At 44.4% G+C, this 17,135-nt stretch carries 15 protein-coding genes, 2 tRNA genes and 1 rRNA gene; 4 read left to right on the top strand and 14 right to left on the bottom strand.

All coding sequences use genetic code 11. The annotated features are described in order from the left end of the window. The coding region (locus tag WC805_01865) for a tyrosine-type recombinase/integrase (GenBank protein ID MFA5967244.1) at positions 1-491 on the top strand (491 nt) is incomplete at its 5' end. Here the strand turns inward: WC805_01865 and recO are convergent. After that, on the bottom strand, positions 488-1,243 hold the full coding sequence (gene recO / locus WC805_01870) for a DNA repair protein RecO (protein MFA5967245.1): 756 nt from the start codon (positions 1,241-1,243) through the stop codon (positions 488-490). The genes WC805_01865 and recO overlap by 4 nt on opposite strands. Positions 1,244-1,434: 191 nt before the next feature. Between recO and WC805_01875 the strand changes: the two genes are divergently transcribed. The 3 genes from WC805_01875 (at position 1,435) to WC805_01885 (ending at position 1,829) form a co-directional block, all read left to right on the top strand. Then, positions 1,435-1,511: transfer RNA gene (locus WC805_01875), tRNA-Ile, on the top strand. A gap of 20 nt (positions 1,512-1,531) precedes the next feature. Then, positions 1,532-1,744, top strand: coding sequence for a hypothetical protein (locus WC805_01880; GenBank protein ID MFA5967246.1), 213 nt, complete (start codon positions 1,532-1,534; stop codon positions 1,742-1,744). Between the two features lie 9 nt (positions 1,745-1,753). Beyond that, positions 1,754-1,829: transfer RNA gene (locus WC805_01885), tRNA-Ala, on the top strand. 66 nt (positions 1,830-1,895) lie between these two features. Here WC805_01885 and WC805_01890 read toward each other — a convergent pair. The 13 genes from WC805_01890 to WC805_01950 all read right to left on the bottom strand — a co-directional run bounded on the left by WC805_01890 (position 1,896) and on the right by WC805_01950 (position 17,131). After that, entirely contained in the window at positions 1,896-2,660 is a 765-nt protein-coding gene (locus WC805_01890; GenBank protein MFA5967247.1) for a hypothetical protein, read from the bottom strand. Continuing rightward, positions 2,641-2,940: a hypothetical protein gene (locus WC805_01895; protein ID MFA5967248.1), complete on the bottom strand. Its 300-nt coding sequence runs from the start codon at positions 2,938-2,940 to the stop codon at positions 2,641-2,643. The genes WC805_01890 and WC805_01895 overlap by 20 nt, the downstream gene beginning before the upstream one ends. A gap of 111 nt (positions 2,941-3,051) precedes the next feature. Further along, positions 3,052-4,776, bottom strand: coding sequence for a hypothetical protein (locus tag WC805_01900; protein ID MFA5967249.1), 1,725 nt, complete (start codon positions 4,774-4,776; stop codon positions 3,052-3,054). 9 nt (positions 4,777-4,785) lie between these two features. Continuing rightward, positions 4,786-7,227, bottom strand: coding sequence for an ATP-dependent Clp protease ATP-binding subunit (locus tag WC805_01905; protein MFA5967250.1), 2,442 nt, complete (start codon positions 7,225-7,227; stop codon positions 4,786-4,788). A gap of 10 nt (positions 7,228-7,237) precedes the next feature. After that, positions 7,238-7,570 (bottom strand): hypothetical protein, encoded by a 333-nt coding sequence (locus WC805_01910; protein ID MFA5967251.1) that lies wholly within the window; start codon positions 7,568-7,570, stop codon positions 7,238-7,240. 261 nt (positions 7,571-7,831) lie between these two features. Continuing rightward, positions 7,832-9,345, bottom strand: a 16S ribosomal RNA gene (locus tag WC805_01915). 261 nt (positions 9,346-9,606) lie between these two features. Beyond that, the gene (locus WC805_01920; GenBank protein MFA5967252.1) at positions 9,607-11,253 is read right to left on the bottom strand and encodes a hypothetical protein; all 1,647 of its coding nucleotides are present in this window, start codon (positions 11,251-11,253) and stop codon (positions 9,607-9,609) included. 1 nt (position 11,254) lies between these two features. After that, positions 11,255-11,644: a hypothetical protein gene (locus tag WC805_01925; protein ID MFA5967253.1), complete on the bottom strand. Its 390-nt coding sequence runs from the start codon at positions 11,642-11,644 to the stop codon at positions 11,255-11,257. Between the two features lie 24 nt (positions 11,645-11,668). Continuing rightward, the gene (locus WC805_01930) at positions 11,669-12,175 is read right to left on the bottom strand and encodes a hypothetical protein (GenBank protein ID MFA5967254.1); all 507 of its coding nucleotides are present in this window, start codon (positions 12,173-12,175) and stop codon (positions 11,669-11,671) included. Positions 12,176-12,274: 99 nt separating this feature from the next. Continuing rightward, positions 12,275-13,357: a molecular chaperone DnaJ gene (gene dnaJ / locus WC805_01935; protein MFA5967255.1), complete on the bottom strand. Its 1,083-nt coding sequence runs from the start codon at positions 13,355-13,357 to the stop codon at positions 12,275-12,277. A gap of 68 nt (positions 13,358-13,425) precedes the next feature. After that, entirely contained in the window at positions 13,426-14,214 is a 789-nt protein-coding gene (locus WC805_01940) for a hypothetical protein (protein MFA5967256.1), read from the bottom strand. A 50-nt stretch (positions 14,215-14,264) separates the two neighbouring features. Next, positions 14,265-16,169 (bottom strand): molecular chaperone DnaK, encoded by a 1,905-nt coding sequence (dnaK, locus tag WC805_01945; GenBank protein MFA5967257.1) that lies wholly within the window; start codon positions 16,167-16,169, stop codon positions 14,265-14,267. Between the two features lie 89 nt (positions 16,170-16,258). Then, positions 16,259-17,131 carry a hypothetical protein gene (locus WC805_01950; GenBank protein ID MFA5967258.1) on the bottom strand — a complete coding sequence of 291 codons (873 nt, stop codon included), beginning with the start codon at positions 17,129-17,131 and terminating at the stop codon, positions 16,259-16,261. Positions 17,132-17,135 lie beyond the last annotated feature (4 nt).

A 17,135-nucleotide genomic window follows, 5' to 3' on the forward strand; every position in this document is an offset into this window, starting at 1 on the left:
TTCTTACGGTTTTATTCTCTACCGGTCTCCGAGTATCCGAGCTGACCGGCTTAACCCGCAAAAATATCGATCTCAAGCGAGGCGAGTTTATGGTCCGCGGCAAAGGTGACAAACCCAGGGTGGTTTTCTTGTCCAGTGACGCTAAAGAACTGCTACAAAAATATTTTGACCGGCGAACCGATAATGCCGAAGCGGCTTTTATCTCTCATGCCGGCCCGACTCCGCACGAGCCTCTAACCCCTCGTAGCATTCAACGTATCGTGCAAAAATATGCGACTTCGGCCGGGCTGGTCAAAAAAGTGACGCCCCATGTCTTGCGCCATTCGTTTGCCACCGACCTACTGATTAACGGCGCTGATATTCGTTCCGTCCAGGCTATGCTAGGACATTCTTCCATCACCACCACTCAAATCTACACCCACCTCACTAACCCCCAACTCAAAGAAGTCCATCGCGCCTTCCACAACCGCCGCAAAATCGTGAAATCCTAAAACTCTAAGACCTCTTCTAAAAATTCTTTGGACCGCAAATTCTTCTCCATCATATAATCCAAAAAGTTGGCACTAATTTGCGCAATCTGTGGAGTGACTTCTGAGAGTTGCTCAAAGGTATGAAAATGTTTTAAGGGCGCGCTGGTCATCAGGCAAAGCGTTTTTGCTACAAGCTGATCGACCATGATAGCGCTTGGGTCGCTGAATAAATGATCGCGATCAATCAGACCGCCAAGGGTAACGCTAAACCCCGTCTTTTGCGTCAGGTCGATTGGTTTCTCACAAACAATACATTTAGTCAGCTCTGGCTTAAATCCTAAAACGGACAGTATGTTGAATTCAAAAAAGCTCTTAACAAAGTCGAGAGGTAATTTATTGGCATTGATTTCTTTCAATGCCGTGTAAACCAGATCAAATACCTGATCAGCTTCTTGGGTTTCTTCTACTAATCGATCGCTAATTTCAGCGACGTAATAAGCCAAGCCGATTTTGCGAAGATTGAGGCTAATCTGTCGAAAGTTCTCAATGGTAGCCGCTCCGGTAATTATATCTAAATTGCGCCCCTCAGCTAAAAGGTATTCATTGTAACGAAATAATTCTAAAAATCCGCTTAGCTTAGCGTTGGCCCGGCGCACCCCCCGCGCTACCACCCTGATCTTACCCCGATCGGCCGTGAGAATAGTCAGAATTCTGTCGGCTTCTCCTAAATTAATCCGTCGGATAATGATACCCTTAGTTTTGATCACTGCCATACTACTATTCTAACAGAAGGAGATTACTGAATTGCCAAACCTCGCTAGACCTGATATTTTACTATATGTAGACTGATAAATTGTTTACAACAACATTGAAATTCGGGTCTCCGACCCGGAGGTCCTCCAGCCGCCTATGGCGGCTCTGGACCGGCCACTGGCTTAAGAAAGCCTCTGGCTCTTGGAAAGATGGGCGCATAGCTCAGTTGGTTAGAGCGCAGTCCTGATAAGACTGAGGTCCCTGGTTCGAGACCAGGTGCGCCCACCACTCATCTAAATAAAAAATAAATGAAGTTTTTCTTTTTTGTCGTTGGTGTATTTGGCGGTATTTTATACGTTATTTATCATCGCAAAATCACCGAAACAATTAACATGCGCATCGGTTGGGCAGAAAAATATTTTGGGTCGGGGGGCACCTATACCGCTCACCTTTTATTCGGATTAGTCGCCATTGTCTTGGGCTTTTTGATAGGTTTTGGCTGGATTTCTCTTCCGTGGTAATAAAAATTTGGGCCGATAGCTCAGCTGGTAGAGCATCACATTTGCAATGTGGGGGTCCGGAGTTCGAATCTCCGTCGGTCCACCAAAATATAAATGGATTTCATAAAAACCCTGAAAACTCAGGGTTTTTATGATTTGGTGTTACAACAATCTATTGAAAGGCCAACTGCATTTTAGCCCGGGCAGCTTCTACGGCAGTCTTGAAATCAGTCACAGCTTTAGTCAGAGCTGCTTTTTTGCTATCAGACAACTTCTGAATAGTCTCCCCCAATTTATCTACATTAACTTTCTCGGTTTGCATTTTGGCTTTAGCGGTTTTTAAACTATCAATAAAAGCCGTCCTTAGCACCGTATTATCAGCCCCGCTCTTGGCACAATCCAGCCTGGCTTGATCTAAAGCCCCTTTCACTGCTTTGTAATAATTGTCGGAAACATTGATTAAGGCCGTCTTCCGCGCAGCAATGGCTTTATCTACTCCTGTCCGGAAAGTAGTTATAGCAGCATCTACTGCCGTTTTCCGAGCCAGAATAGCTGCATTGACTGCTTTAATAAAGGCTTCTACGGCTGCTTTCTCGGCATCCGTTTCTGCCTTAGCCCGAAGTCCGGAAAACTGTTTTTCATGATTTGTTTCCCAGCGAGTTCGTTGTGTGGCCAATTTATCAATTTGATCAGTCCGCACTGAAGATATTTTATCCCAGCGAGTCTGATAATTAATTTTTAATCGGGCAATTTGGTTGGCAATTTGTTGATCAATCTTAGAATTCTTTATCTTAGCGCAAAAATTACCGCTGCCGATTCCTTTCCCCAGAGGCAATCCGGTACCAGATTGGGCAAAAACTATCCCGGGGAGCCACAAACTACTAATTAAGCCGAAAATGAGTAATCCAACCCAGATTTTAGAATTTACTTTCTTCATAAGATTGATTTAAATCGCTTACCGCTTGACCAATATACTTGATTAAAGCTGTTTCTCCGACTTCAGCGCTGGCGCTGGCTTGTTCATCGGCAGCCTCTTTTAAGAGGCTAGCTATTTCACTACTACCGAAAGTCCCCTGGCTGGTTGGCAGAACGTTTCCTGATTGGCTAGTTTGATTAGTAATGGGTGCTGGGCTCGGAAAACCTGCCTTGGCCCAATACCACAAAGCGGCGGCGGCGGCAATAATTAGAATCCATCCAAATAATTTATTCTTAGTCATAGTAAACGAATATGGTTCGTATTCACTGTTCGCGAGGGTCGGTCCTGGCACCTCTATTTGTATTATAAATCACTTCCCGCCTTTCTCTCGGTAGATTAATGAAGAAGTGAATTAAATAATTCCGATGATATTGGTTATGGCAGGAGTAATTTTTTGTCTCGCACTTAGATCAAACAACCATAGTTTAGAATCCGGACAAACTTCGCCGGCCCCTTCGCCACAGTAAGGATACTCTTCGTAAACAACATACCGATTATCTTTCGACCAACCTCTTACACTAATGCCTGTCATATCCTTCGATAAGACCATTGGTTGAAAAACATCACCAGTACGAGAAATAAAAGTTACGGTATTGTCGACGCCGACTTGGCCGCCGCCTTCCATACTGTTAACTAGCGAGCCTGAAGGATAGTCGGCAGTGAAAATAAACATACTGCCATCCGGAGAAATTGCTTCTACCCGATATTTGGCTACCGAGCTCTTAATTAGGCTCTGTACCAAACCCGTATCAATTCTGATTGATTTAATTTCTGATGGAGGCACCCATTTCCAGGCGCTATTGTAATTAACAATTGTACCAATACCAACATTTCCTTCTAAGCTAAATTTAGCTTCATTAAAACCTTGATGATTTAACCACCAGACCGGCTCAGGCTGCCGATCGGAATTCATAAATAACTGGTAGAAGGCCAGTTTATTCCCCCGATAAGCCGACCAGAAAACTCGGCTGCTGTCAGCCAACCAAAACCTTTCATTCAAATTACGATCGAAAGCAAATACTGAAGCTGCCTGTTTAGCCAGGTCATAAATATGTACTCCGTCAAAGAAATTTTTTTCCAGCATCCAAGTTTGGCTATCCGGTGCAGCTAATGCCCGAAACCACCATTGGTTAAGGTCAAGACCCGGGACGTTGACCGAATTGCCATTTAAATCAATTACTTGATCGGATGTCCCTCGACTGGGGTCAGTAGTCAGGAGTAACTTACCTACATAAGGATCAGCAATGACCGGGTGCATCCCCCAATTCAAATTATTAATAGTTGCCTGATAAATTTCTCTGACCTGTCCGCTAGTTAAGTTGTAAGTAGAGATGCTCATTTTATCAGGGGCTGTTTCATATTTAACTGCTACAGCAGTGGGGGTATATCCTGATCGCTCATGGAAGTTACTGCTATACATATCAATATTAGAAACATTAAATACCCAATGAATGTAAGAGATGGGATAAGTTTTCCCATTGTTGTAGACCCGGTTGCCCTGTTCGTCATATTCTCTGACTAGCGCCACATCGAGAGGATAATTGCCCAACACCGCGCTGTTGGCAATTTTTATCCGCCAAGCTAATACCATGTATTTGCCTTTGTGCACAGCGGGACCATCATAATAAGCTAAGCGATTACCGTTCATAATAAAACTGGAATTATCCAACCAGGTTGGCTGCACATCGCCGAAAGTGCCTGCTCCTATTGCATGCGCATTAGGCATATTGGTTTCAGCCGCTAACTCATGTTGGGGATACCAGACTAAAGCCTTAGTGTTTTTGGATAAGTTTTTGACTACTACATACATGTCTACCGTATCGCCCGGTTTAGCATAATGTACCGCATAACTGGTACCGTCAGCAGCACTCACTTGCGGCACGCCGCTTTGACTGACTACTGCATAAACTAGCGACCGCGGAAATTGTTCGAAGGCAGAGCTCCCGGTCACACCAGATTTAACATAATAAATCAGCGCTCCCACTAAAATCACTCCCGCTAGAATAAAACTCAAATTCCGCAGAGCTTTAAACTGCAATTGAGCGTGTTTATTCTTGGTTCGCGACTTGGTTTTCATAGCTTAATTTTAACTTAATATATCAGTAATATCTATCACTACTTGCTTAGTTTCAGGATTGTTCAATAAACTATTAGCTACTTTGGTTTCGATCACCTCGCGAATAACTCGTTCCAGCGGGCGCGCTCCAAAAGCAGGATCGTAACCTTTCTTCGCTAAAGCAGTGATAGCAGCTGGAGCCACTTGTAAAATAATACTTTTTTCGGCTTGTAATCTGGCGCTTAACTGTTGGATTTTTAGCGTAGCGATTTGCTCGATCTGCGCCATAGTTAAAGGCTCAAAAACAATTACTCCATCAAATCGGTTAATGAATTCCGGTTTAAAAACCTGCTGGGTCAACAGCTGGGTTAATTGTTTTTGGATTTCCGGATAGGCCAGTTGTTGCCGCACTGCCTCTTCGATATATCTCGCTTCGGCGTTGGAAGTGGCAATGATAATCGTATGGGTAAAATCGATCAGATTGCCTAAATTATCAGTTAATTTACCTTCATCCAATACGCGCAAGAAAATATTTAAAACATCCGGATGAGCTTTTTCAATTTCATCAATTAAGATAACGGCAAAAGGCATTTTTTTGACCGCTTCCGAAAAGCTGCCTCCGGCTAAAGCAATATCTCCGGTTACTAAGGGAGCCCCGATTAGATTATGGACAGACTCTTTGGTTTGGTATTCGCCCATATCCAAACGAATCATCTTAGTATCATCGCCGAAATAAGCCCAAGCCAAACTGCGAGCTAATTCAGTTTTGCCTACACCGGTAGGTCCCAGGAACAAAAAGGTGCCCATCGGACGTTTGCCGCTAGCAGCTACCCCCAAACGCGCCCGCTTGAGCGCCTGCGCTACAGCCGTAACCGCTGCGGTCTGGCCAATCAATCGTTCGTGGATTTTAGCTTCCAGGCCAGCTAGTTTAATTCTTTCATCTTGGCTAATATCTCCGATCGGAATATTGGTTTTAGAACTCATCACTATGCCAACTTCTTTGTCTGTTACTACTCGTAGTCCTCGCCGCGCCACATAAACAGCCGCTTCATCTAAAATATCTTCGGCTTTATCAGGTAATTGATTGTCATGAATGTATTGTTGACTCAAACTAACGGCTTGCTTGATGGCTGCGAGCGTCATTAACACTCCTTGGCGAGATTCGATCTGCCGACTTAAGTCTTCTAACACTAGTACAGCGGCATCGGGAGTCAACTCTGCAATATTGACCCGAGTAAATAAAGTGGCGAGATTGGTATTATTTTCAATGTATTTTTTATAATTTAACGGGTCCGAAGTACCGATCAACTGCAAATTATTGCTGCGCAGGGCGTCTAATAGAATAGCGGATAAATCAAAGCCTTCGCCGGATTTGGCTTTACCAAGCTGATCAAGATTACCAATAAACAAGATGGTATTGCCTGACCCGGAGGCTTCTTGGATGGCGCGAGAAAATAATTGTTGAAAATTATTCCCAGCCGCGCCAATCATGGCTCCGATATCTAATTCTATGAGCTTATAATCATCGAGGCTCGGGATATCTCCCCGCAGCATTCTGAGAGCTACGTCTCCCGCTACTGAGGTTTTACCTACTCCCGGCTCTCCTACTAAAATTACACTGTTACCTTGGCTCTTAGATAATACTTGGATCACTTCTTCCACCTCCTTACCACGCACTTTAGCGGAAATCAGCAGCCCGACTCGAGCCAATTCAGAGAGATTGCGACTAAACCGATCGAGGATGGGTGTGGCCTTAGCGGTCCAGGTTTTGTTTAAATTCCGTTTGGGCGAAAATAGATCATGCAATAGGCCGGAGTGTAAAGTTGGCTGACGAAAATCCCATTGTTTGCGCGTCCAATCTATTACCCCCAAAGCTTCAGTTAAAGTAATTTTTTTATTAGTTAGTATAGCTTGGCAACTCGGCGATACGCTCATAATACTTTTTAATAGATGCGCCCAGGAAATTTGCGTACCATCATCCTGAGCATAAGCCACCGCTTGCACTAAGACGGCTTCTACCGCTTCCGTAGCAGCTTGCTCTAACACTAGCTGCCACTCTGCTCTTGTGACATTTAACCGCATCATAGCTAAAACTACTGGGCGTTGTTTTCCTAAAACTCGTAAGATATCTTGATTAGTTAAAGGACGGCCGCGAGTCAATCCAATTGCCTGCCAAATTATTTGTCTAGCTGACCAATTTAAACCATTAGCAAAAATGAAGGGTTGGTTTTTATTTGGTTGCGCTCCTTTTAATCGGCTGATCCAATAAAAGCTAATCAAAACAAACCAGACTGTCCATCGGATACAGTCCACCACAGTTAAGCTGCTTTCCCAACCTAACCCCACCGCGCTGATCGCTAATATCAACCAAATAAGCGTTAGTCCTAGCCAACTATAAAAACTCGTGCGCAACCAAATTACCTGAGCATAGCTCGGATAACTAGTTAGTTGTGGTTGCGCGTTAATATTCATGACGATTTATTTAAAATCCAAAATAAAATGTTGCCACGGGGAGTAACCACCAACTGGCAATTATGACGAGACCCAGCAACAACACTCCGGTATAAATTACGAGCGTAAATAACACTCGGACTCCTCGGAGCAATAGCCCAACTAGTCTGCCCGCCCAAGTATAATCACCGAATAATGGTTCTACGGCTAACCAGAGCCGGAAATTCGCTTCGAACTGCAAGATATTATCGAAATCTAGGAGAGCAGTCTGAGTCGCCCGAAAAATATCTGCCGGAATTTCCCAACTCCACCAGCGTAAAAATAAATAAACTTCCTTTAATGGTATTAACCAAATTTGAGACATTTTATCTTTATTTTAGCTATTATTTGATTATATCATAAAAATCTAAAAAGGTCAAGGGGCAAATTGACACCAAAATAAACCACTCTCGTGGTCGATTTTCTAAGAGTTGATAGTCAGAGAGTAGCCAGCAGTGCTTTTCCCATCTAATAAAAGATGGCGGTCTTACTTCTAAATGAAGTTGGAACATCAGTGGTTGGGTGCCAGAAACAAGGGTTGGCCTTGCATCCAGCATCCAGCCACGGATATTCAATAACTCCCTAGAAAGGAGGTGTTCCATCCGCACGTTCCCGTACGGATACCTTGTTACGACTTCACCCCAATCATCAGCTTCGCCTTAGTCTCCTTTACAGGGGGTTTCGGGCGCCTCTGACTTTCGTGGTGTGACGGGCGGTGTGTACAAGACCCGAGAACGTATTCACCGCAGCATAGCTGATCTGCGGTTACTAGCGATTCCGGCTTCATGCAGGCGAGTTGCAGCCTGCAATCTGAACTGGGGGTAGTTTTAAGGGATTAGCTTGATCTTGCGATTTAGCAACCCTCTGTGCCTACCCATTGTAGCATGTGTGTTGCCCAAGGCATAAAGGCCACGCTGATTTGACGTCATCCCCGCCTTCCTCCCTGTTAACCAGGGCAGTCTGTAGTGAAAAATACAACACTACATGGGGGTTGCGCTCGTTATGGGACTTAACCCTACATCTCACGACACGAGCTGACGACAACCGTGCAGCACCTGTCTCCACTGCCCGAAGGAGGCTCACGTTTCTGCGAGCTTTCAGTGGGATTCAAGCCTTGGTGAGGTTCTTCGGTTAGTAACGAATTAAACCACGTGCTCCACCGCTTGTGCGGGTCCCCGTCAATTCCTTTGAGTTTTAATCTTGCGATCGTACTCCCCAGGCGGGACACTTAACGCGTTAGCTACGGCACTGAGGGGACCGAAGCCACCAATGCCTAGTGTCCATAGTTTAGGGCGTGGACTACCGGGGTATCTAATCCCGTTCGCTCCCCACGCTTTCGTGCCTCAGCGTCAGAGATGGCCCAGCAGATTGCCTTCGCCTTTGGTGTTCTTCTCGATATCTACGGATATTACCCCTACACCGAGAATTCCATCTGCCTCTACCACTCTCTAGATGGGCAGTTTCAAATGCTTTCCTCCAGTTAAGCTGAAGTATTTAACATTTGACTTACCAATCCGCCTACGCACTCTTTACGCCCAATGAATCCGGATAACGCTCGAGCCCTACGTATTACCGCGGCTGCTGGCACGTAGTTAGCAGGCTCTTATTCGCAAAGTACCGTCATAATCTTTCTCTACAAAAGCAGTTTACGACCCGAGGGCCTTCTTCCTGCACGCGGCATTGCTCCATCAGGCTTTCGCCCATTGTGGAAAATTCCTCACTGCTGCCTCCCGTAGGAGTCTGGACCGTGTCTCAGTTCCAGTCTGACTGGTCATCCTCTCAGACCAATTACCGATCATCGCCTTGGTAGGCCGTTACCCTACCAACTAGCTAATCGGACGCAGGTTCCTCTTCGGGCAATAAATTTTTCATCCCTCTCCAGTTTTATCAACAACATTAATGATGGTTATGTTATTAACAAAACTGGGGAGGGACATATCGGGAATTATCTCCGCTTTCGCGGAGTTATGCCCGACCCAAAGGTAGATACCCACGTGTTACTCAGCCGTCTGCCATGTTTACCTTACGGCAACATTCGACTTGCATGTGTTAGGCATGCCGCCAGCGTTAATCCTGAGCTAGGATCAAACTCTCAAAAAAGTTTGAACTCAAAATAATTTTTTTAGGTTTGCGCACTTTCTGGCTACTCTCTAACTATCAACGTTCAATTTATAAGGAAAACTTAGCAATAAAGAAAATCCCACCATTGCTGGTTGGGGATTCCCGTTATAAAACCCTGATTGGAAATCCTGCGCTGAGCTCTCCTTTTTAAATGATATTTAACAACTTGTGCAGTATAGGCTCCCCGGGGTGGGAAGTCAAGAGATGCGGCTACCGGGGGTTTAAAAGCAGCTCCCAGACCTATATTTCCTTGTTGATCGGCTGATCGTTGGCCATAATCGATACAATCCGGCTTTTGCGCTCTTTATGGGTGATGGCAAAGCCCAAGTACTTTCCGAGCATCAGCCGCGTCTCGGCATCCAGCGCTGGAATGGACCCAAAAATGATTCCTGAGATCGGAACCAGCACCCATTGTCCTAACATTTCTAAGGTTTTCCAACGATTATATTTTTTGGGACGCGGAGGGAGTAGCGAGAAGGAAATAAACGTCGACACCAATACGCCCAACCAGGTGATACTCAAAATGTCCCGAGCTAATACCGGCAAATTAAAAGCTAAAACGGTCATGCGGAAATTCGGATTCAATAGTAGCGGCATCCACCCGCCTAAAGCAATCAGGAGTGACGAGGTTGCCCAAGATACGTGCCCCTCTAAGGTACGGAAGGGGTGAATAATTCTTTGATACCAGGTTAACTGGCCGCGCGTAGTGAAAAATTTTTCTACTAAGTAAGGAAAGTGCTCGATCCCCCACGCCCAGCGCCGTTTTTGAATATATTGGGCTCGCAAAGTATCCCAAAAATTTTTACCCAGCACGGCATCCATCGATACGGGCGTAAAGATAGGCACGGCTTTGTGATTGCCGTTGTATTGGAAATAAGCGCGATAAAATTGCCGGGAATCATCCGATACCACCTGCCGATCATAAAAATTTATATCCACGAGGGTCTTCAGACTCATGGCTTGAGAGGAAAAATTAACCAATCGATAAGGCCGAGTCGATTCGATCATTTGCCAATAAGAAGAGCCTAAAGCAACTAAGCGATTTAAGGCTGGCACATCCCACAGATTATTATTAAACAACGGGATCGGCTGGTAACTCCGGAAAGTCCGCTCGGGATTCATAATATATTGATAAGTCACACAGGCCAGATATTCGCGATGTGGCAGCGTATCAGCATCGAAGTAATGCACGACAATATTGTCGTAAGCTAAGCCTTGTTCATCTACCTGTTTTTGCAACAATTTCCCTGCCCAATAACCATTGGCTCCTTTCATTTTTCCATCCGGTTCGTCGGGATGTACAGTGACAATAAAGTCCCGGAAAGCAGCGCCATATTCCGTGCGCACCCGTTCCGCATCGGCCCGGACCCGATCACCTCCTCTCGCTTCCACAGTCAGTAAAATAGTGATCTTGTTTTTGGGATAATTACTGGCTAAACAAGCCCGCACCGACGCTTCCATTACTTCGTAGCTTTCCTTATAAACCGGATATAGAAAGACATGATAAACCTCGCGCCAATCTTTTTGTTTATTCGGCAGGGCTTTCATCTGCTCGACTTGTTCCCATTCTTCTTGCAACTTCCAGCGGCGCCAACCTTTAGTTAAATGAAACTGATGAAACAATTCCTCCGCCCAGGCCGACAAGTTTTCGGTTTTTTCGCAGCGCTCTCCCCAATCAATCGCCGTGTTGCGTTTAAGATGCCGATAACCAGAAATTAAATGTCCGCCCATCACCAGCGCTTTCACTAACCAATAGGTATCAAAAATAATAATGAAATAGGCTACTCCCGCCGGCCACACCACAGAAAAGATGATCGGTAGTGCTAAAACCGACCAAGACATGGCCCCTGGCAAAATTTCCCAAAAACGGCGAGCTTGCGGTGTCATCTTATAATCCCATGACCATTAAGGATAAGGCGATCCCCAATACAATAATCTGCAAAAATAAGGTCGCCCCCAATAATAGCCAGGCACTTAAAATATCCCGAGGATAGATTCTATTAATCAACCAGGTGTTGCAAGCTATAATCAACAAATTAAATAACGGCCACAAATAATCTTTTAACCAAGAGAAGATGCCTAAATTAAATCCCAAGGGCATCGTCAGAGCAATCGGATAGGGGGCGATGAAAATAATCCAGATGATCCAAAAACCAAGATGTAAAAACCATACCAAAGAAACTAGAAGACGCAGAGTTTGTTCGCGGCGCTTCAATCTTCCCCATTGGTAAAACAACAAATTGCCTCCACCCCATTCAAATAGTCGTATCGGTTTCATCGTCAACGTTAAGTTTTTATAACCCTACTCTCTTGTCAGCCAGCCGGACACCAGAATAAACACAACTGGCAAGATTAGCCACCAAGAATAATATGCCACCAAGGGACCGGCGATAACAGATTTTTCAATTACTTGTTTTAAAGTTTCTTCTGGTAAGAAATCTAGTATGGAAGCGGAAATAAGCGCGGCATTGAGCATACTATACACCACGGGCATGACCGTGCCAAATATCCCCATATTCCCCGGAGGATGCGCTAACCAGCCTCCTTTCAGGGCAATTATCAATATCACTAGTGCAAAGAGAGCAGTTTTAACTACAAATATCGAAAGACTACCTTGCATCCAACTCGTATCCAAGACGCCGGACTGCTGAGAGACCAGTTCAAATACTCGAGCTCCCCATTGATTAGCAATGACTAGACCAACGTAAGCTCCTAGGATTGTTATCATCATTTTGTCCTTGCCCAATAAAAATCCGTAGACCAGGCTAGCGGCAAAGAAAACCAATAACACAACATCCCAGGTTGGCATCATAAAATTGTAAAAAATTTATCCTAATAAAACTGGCTCCACCATAACAAAAAACAGCCCGAAAGTAAATCTGTATAACGGAAAATACAGTTACGGGATTTATTTTTCCAGAAATTCTTCGCGTAGATCTTCTAATAGTCGTTTCTGCTTTAATGTCAGGCGTTGCGGTACGGCAATCTCTGTCTTGACCAACAAATCACCATAGCTCGCTTGATCCAACTCTTTAATCCCCTTACCGCGTAAACGGAAGACTTCTCCGCTTTTAGTTCCGGCCGGAATAGTTAAATTTAGCCAACCATCTAAAGATTTAATTTTTACTTCTCCGCCTAACACTGCTATCGGGTAAGTAATAATTTCTGTCCGGTACACATCGAAACCATCCCTTTGAAAGTCTTTGCTTGGCAGAACGTGAACGGTGATGTACAAATCACCTGATTTTCCTCCGCGCCAACCTGATTCGCCCAAACCAGTTAATTTAATAGTTTGACCGCTATTAATCCCGGCAGGGAAACTAACCTCCACCATTTCTGTTTTAGTTTTACGGCCTTCGCCCCGGCAGTGCCGACAAACTTTAGCCGGTTTCTCGCCTAATCCTTTACATTCATCGCAGATATAAGTCTGGGTAAAAGCTCCCAGGATAGTTTTTTGAGTCTTTTTGAGCTCGCCGGTTCCTTTGCAAGCTGTGCATTGCACTAGTTTGCCATCAGTCGCTCCTGTTCCCTGACAAGCCTCGCAGGTTACTAGTCGATTAATGCTGATTTTTTTAGTGGCTCCGAAAACAGCTTCTTCAAAAGTAATCTGCCAGTTAGCTTCAATATCATTCCCCCGTTTAATATTTTCCGGATTTTGCCGGCGCCGTTGCCTACCTCCAAAAAATGTATCAAAAATGTCGCCAAAACCGCCTAAGTCGCCCAAATCAACGTTAGAAAAGTCCGCTCCTTGCCAACCGTTAAAACCATTCCCGGTAGCGGCACCAAATTGATCGTATTGTCTTTTTTTCTCCGGATCAGACAGTATTTGATAGGCCGAGTTGATTTTTTTAAATTGGGTTTCTGCCGTTTTGTCGCCTTTAGTTTTATCGGGATGGTATTTTAAAGCTAACTTACGATAAGCTTTTTTAATGTCTTCGGGAGTCGCTTCTCGACTGACACCCAGTATTTCATAGTAATCTTCTGATGGCATAATTTAGTAATTAATGACACCGGAGAGTTCCCGCCCCTGGCTTTTTGGGATCAAATTATTAGCTGAACCTACTGCACAATAGTGATATTCCCAGTAGTGGCATCGATTTGCGCTTTGAGGTAAGCGGCGGTTCCATCGGTGGCTTTGTAGGTCACATACCAATTCAACTGAGGTTGACCGGCTGGATAAGCCAGAATGACAGATGTCTCAAAAGTTTTATGCTGAGCCCGGAAAGCCGATCCCCCATTAGTTTCCGCTATCTGCAAAGCATCGGCATAACTCTTTAACCATTTATTATCAGTCGGGCCCATCGGAATAGGCAGTACGTCGAAACCGAGGCTAAAATCGACCTTTGGCATAATTAACCTTTTAAGTGATTCTCCGTTGCGCGGCATATTCACCAAATAGAAATTAGCAGGATCACTAGCCGAAGCAAAAATATACCAGTTAGTATTCAGGCCATAAAAATCAGACAACGAGTTAATGTACTTAGACGATACGATAGTTAATTGCGCATCTGCTTTAAGAGTGCGGATCCGATCGGTCGCATCTTTAGTTTCTTTCTTCAGACTTTCTATAATCAAAGTGGGATTGGGCAAACCGCTATCGGGCACGCCACTCACTGGCGAGATCGTATTATTGATAGTGTTGCCAACTGTATTATTGGCGGTATTACCAATGGTATTATCAATCGTATTATTGGTAATTTCATTATCAATTACTCGGCGTTGGCAGCCCGCGCCCGCTAATACTAATACCAACGTTAGCGCTAAAGCCACTCCAACTATTTGTTTACTTTTCATCTGTATCCCCCGCATCGTTAGATGCGTCCCGCTTTCCAATGCTAATTGGAACATCAGGACTACATTAATTTTATTTTTAACTCTTACAATATATCATATCTATCTTATTTCTTCTCTCCATCGCTGCCTTCGGTGAACTCACCTTCTTTAGGCTGATCGGTTTGGGCACTAGTTTGGTCAGCAGGCGTTTCGGCGCTGGCGGATTTATACATACTTTCGCCGATTTTAGATAAAGCACTCCCCAAATCATCTGTGGCCTGCTTTAATTCGTCAGTATTATCTGAATCTAAGAGATCTTTCACGCGTTTAACTTTTTCTTCAATTTCAGATTTCACTCCTGCATCCAGTTTCTCACCCGCGTCTTTGATCGCCTTCTCGGTAGTATAAATCAGAGTATCGGCATGATTTTTTGTATCGACTTTTTCGCGCTTTTGCTTGTCTTCCGCGGCATGTTTTTCGGCTTCATCAGCCATTTTCTTGACCTCGTCTTTAGACAAGCCGGAGGAAGCGGTAATCGTAATTTTCTGTTCCTTATTTGTCGCTTTATCTTTAGCGGAAACATTCAGAATGCCATTGGCATCAATGTCAAAAATTACTTCTACTTGCGGAATGCCCCGGGGTGAAGGAGGAATACCATCCAGTACAAACCGGCCGAGAGTTTTATTGTCAGCCGCCATTTCACGCTCGCCTTGCACGATATTAATTTCCACTGAAGTTTGGTTATCCGTGGCGGTAGAAAATATTTGAGTTTTGGAAGTAGGGATAGTGGTATTGCGATCAATTAGCTTAGTAGCCACTCCGCCCAGCGTTTCTAACCCCAATGACAGCGGCGTGACATCTAAAAGCAGGATGTCTTTGACATCACCTTGCAACACCCCACCTTGCACGGCGGCACCAATGGCCACCGCTTCGTCCGGATTCACGCTTTGATTGGGTTCTTTGCCAAAAAAATCTTTGATCAATTTTTGCACCGCCGGCATCCGCGTCATTCCTCCCACCAATACCACTTCATCAATGTCGCTTTTCTTGAAACCGGAATCCGAGAGAGCCTTTTCCATCGGCGGAATCGTGCTCTGAATTAAATCACCAACTAATTGTTCTAACTTGGCGCGGGTTAATTTCATGATCAAATGCTTAGGGCCGGATTCATCGGCCGTCACAAACGGAATATTAATCTCGGTTTCAGTGGAGCTGGACAATTCCTGCTTGGCTTTTTCGCCGGCTTCTTTAAGCCGTTGCAAAGCCAATTTGTCTTGAGTTAAATCAATCCCCTGTTCTTTTTTGAATTCATCAATAATCCAAGCAATAATCTTTTGATCGAAATCATCGCCGCCCAAGTGAGTGTCGCCATTAGTGGCTTTCACTTCAAATACCGATTCTCCCTCGCTGTCGCCGATCTCTAAAATAGAGATATCGTAAGTGCCGCCGCCCAGATCGTAAACCGCAATTTTTTCATTCTTCTTTTTATCCAATCCGTAAGCCAGGGTGGCAGCGGTGGGTTCGTTGATGATTCTTTTGACAGTTAATCCGGCAATTTGCCCGGCATCTTTAGTAGCTTGGCGTTGTGAATCGTCAAAATAGGCCGGGACGGTAATGACAGCTTCGGTGACCGGCTCGCCCAGATACTTTTCGGCATCGGCTTTGATCTTCTGTAAAATGAAAGCTGAAATTTCCTGGGGAGTATATTCTTTATTCCCCATCATCACTCCGACCCCGCCATTAGACTGAACTATTTTGTATGGCAAAATTTTCTGGTCCCGCTGCACTTCCGAATCGGTAAATTTGCGGCCGATCAGCCGTTTCACCGAAAAAATAGTGTTATCCGGGTTGGTCACGGCTTGCCGTTTGGCAATTTGGCCGACCAGTTTTTCGTTATTTTTATTGATTGCCACTACTGATGGTACGGTCCGGCCGCCTTCGGCGCTTGGTATAACTTCAACTTTGCCTCCGCGCATGACGGCGGCGGCACTGTTGGTTGTCCCCAAATCAATTCCAATTATTTTATTCACGATAAACTCCTTAATTTAATTTATTATTTTATCGCCCCGAGCGAAGTCGAGCCTGCCTGCCGGTAGGCAGGGGGTTACCTTATTATTCGTTATATTCCTAATTTATCCATTACAAATGCTAACAATTTTTTAATATTCTCTGTTTTTTCTATTTGTTGGCCTTTGCTGTTTTCATTGCCATAAATATCCCACAAAATACCAATCAGGCTTAAGAGCCAGGTGGCGTAATGTTCCGGAGTAGCCTTAAGGTATTCAGTCCACTTTTGCGCCCAGACCGCTGGATCCCCAATATGCTCTTGGGGAGATTTAAACAACACCCAGCACAAATAACGCATATTCATATATTCTTTTGGGCCAAAAATAAGATCGACATCCAGTACAGCTAATTGATCGCTCAAGTCTACATAATGCTCGGCGTTATTATCTCGATAAATTAAAGCGATTTTACCCCAAATATCTTTGCGCTCCTGGTAAAATTTTTTAATTCTCTCGGCAATATCGGCAGTCAACACATTTGGCACTAGAATTGGTAACCATTTAGTATTTATCCGTTCCCACAACCTATCTTCGGCTTCTTTTATATCTGCGTCGGTTGGTTGTTGACTGGCTAGTCCATCTCGGATTTGCTGGTGCAGTGCTATTACTCTTTCAAGATTCTCATCACTCCAATAATCCTTTTGAGCCAACAGCGGTGCATCCAGATATTCATATAAAATATATTCGCCTGACTTGCTGTCCAGAACTTTGTGAGTGCGAATGCCTAAACTAGATAATTTCTGGTTATCTGCCACCTCATTTTTATTGAAATTTCCGGTTTTTAATACCATCTTCTGCCCGTCCTTTTCTACCAAAAAGACATTTCCTTTTAAATCTTCTGCATCGATAGCATCTAAAACTTCTGCTCCTCGCAAGCGCTTTAAAATTTTTACTCCTAATTGTTCTGCAATTAATGTAGTTTCCATAAAC

This window comes from Patescibacteria group bacterium, from assembly GCA_041659905.1.
GTDB lineage: Bacteria > Patescibacteriota > Kazan-3B-28 > Kazan-3B-28 > UBA10110 > UBA10110.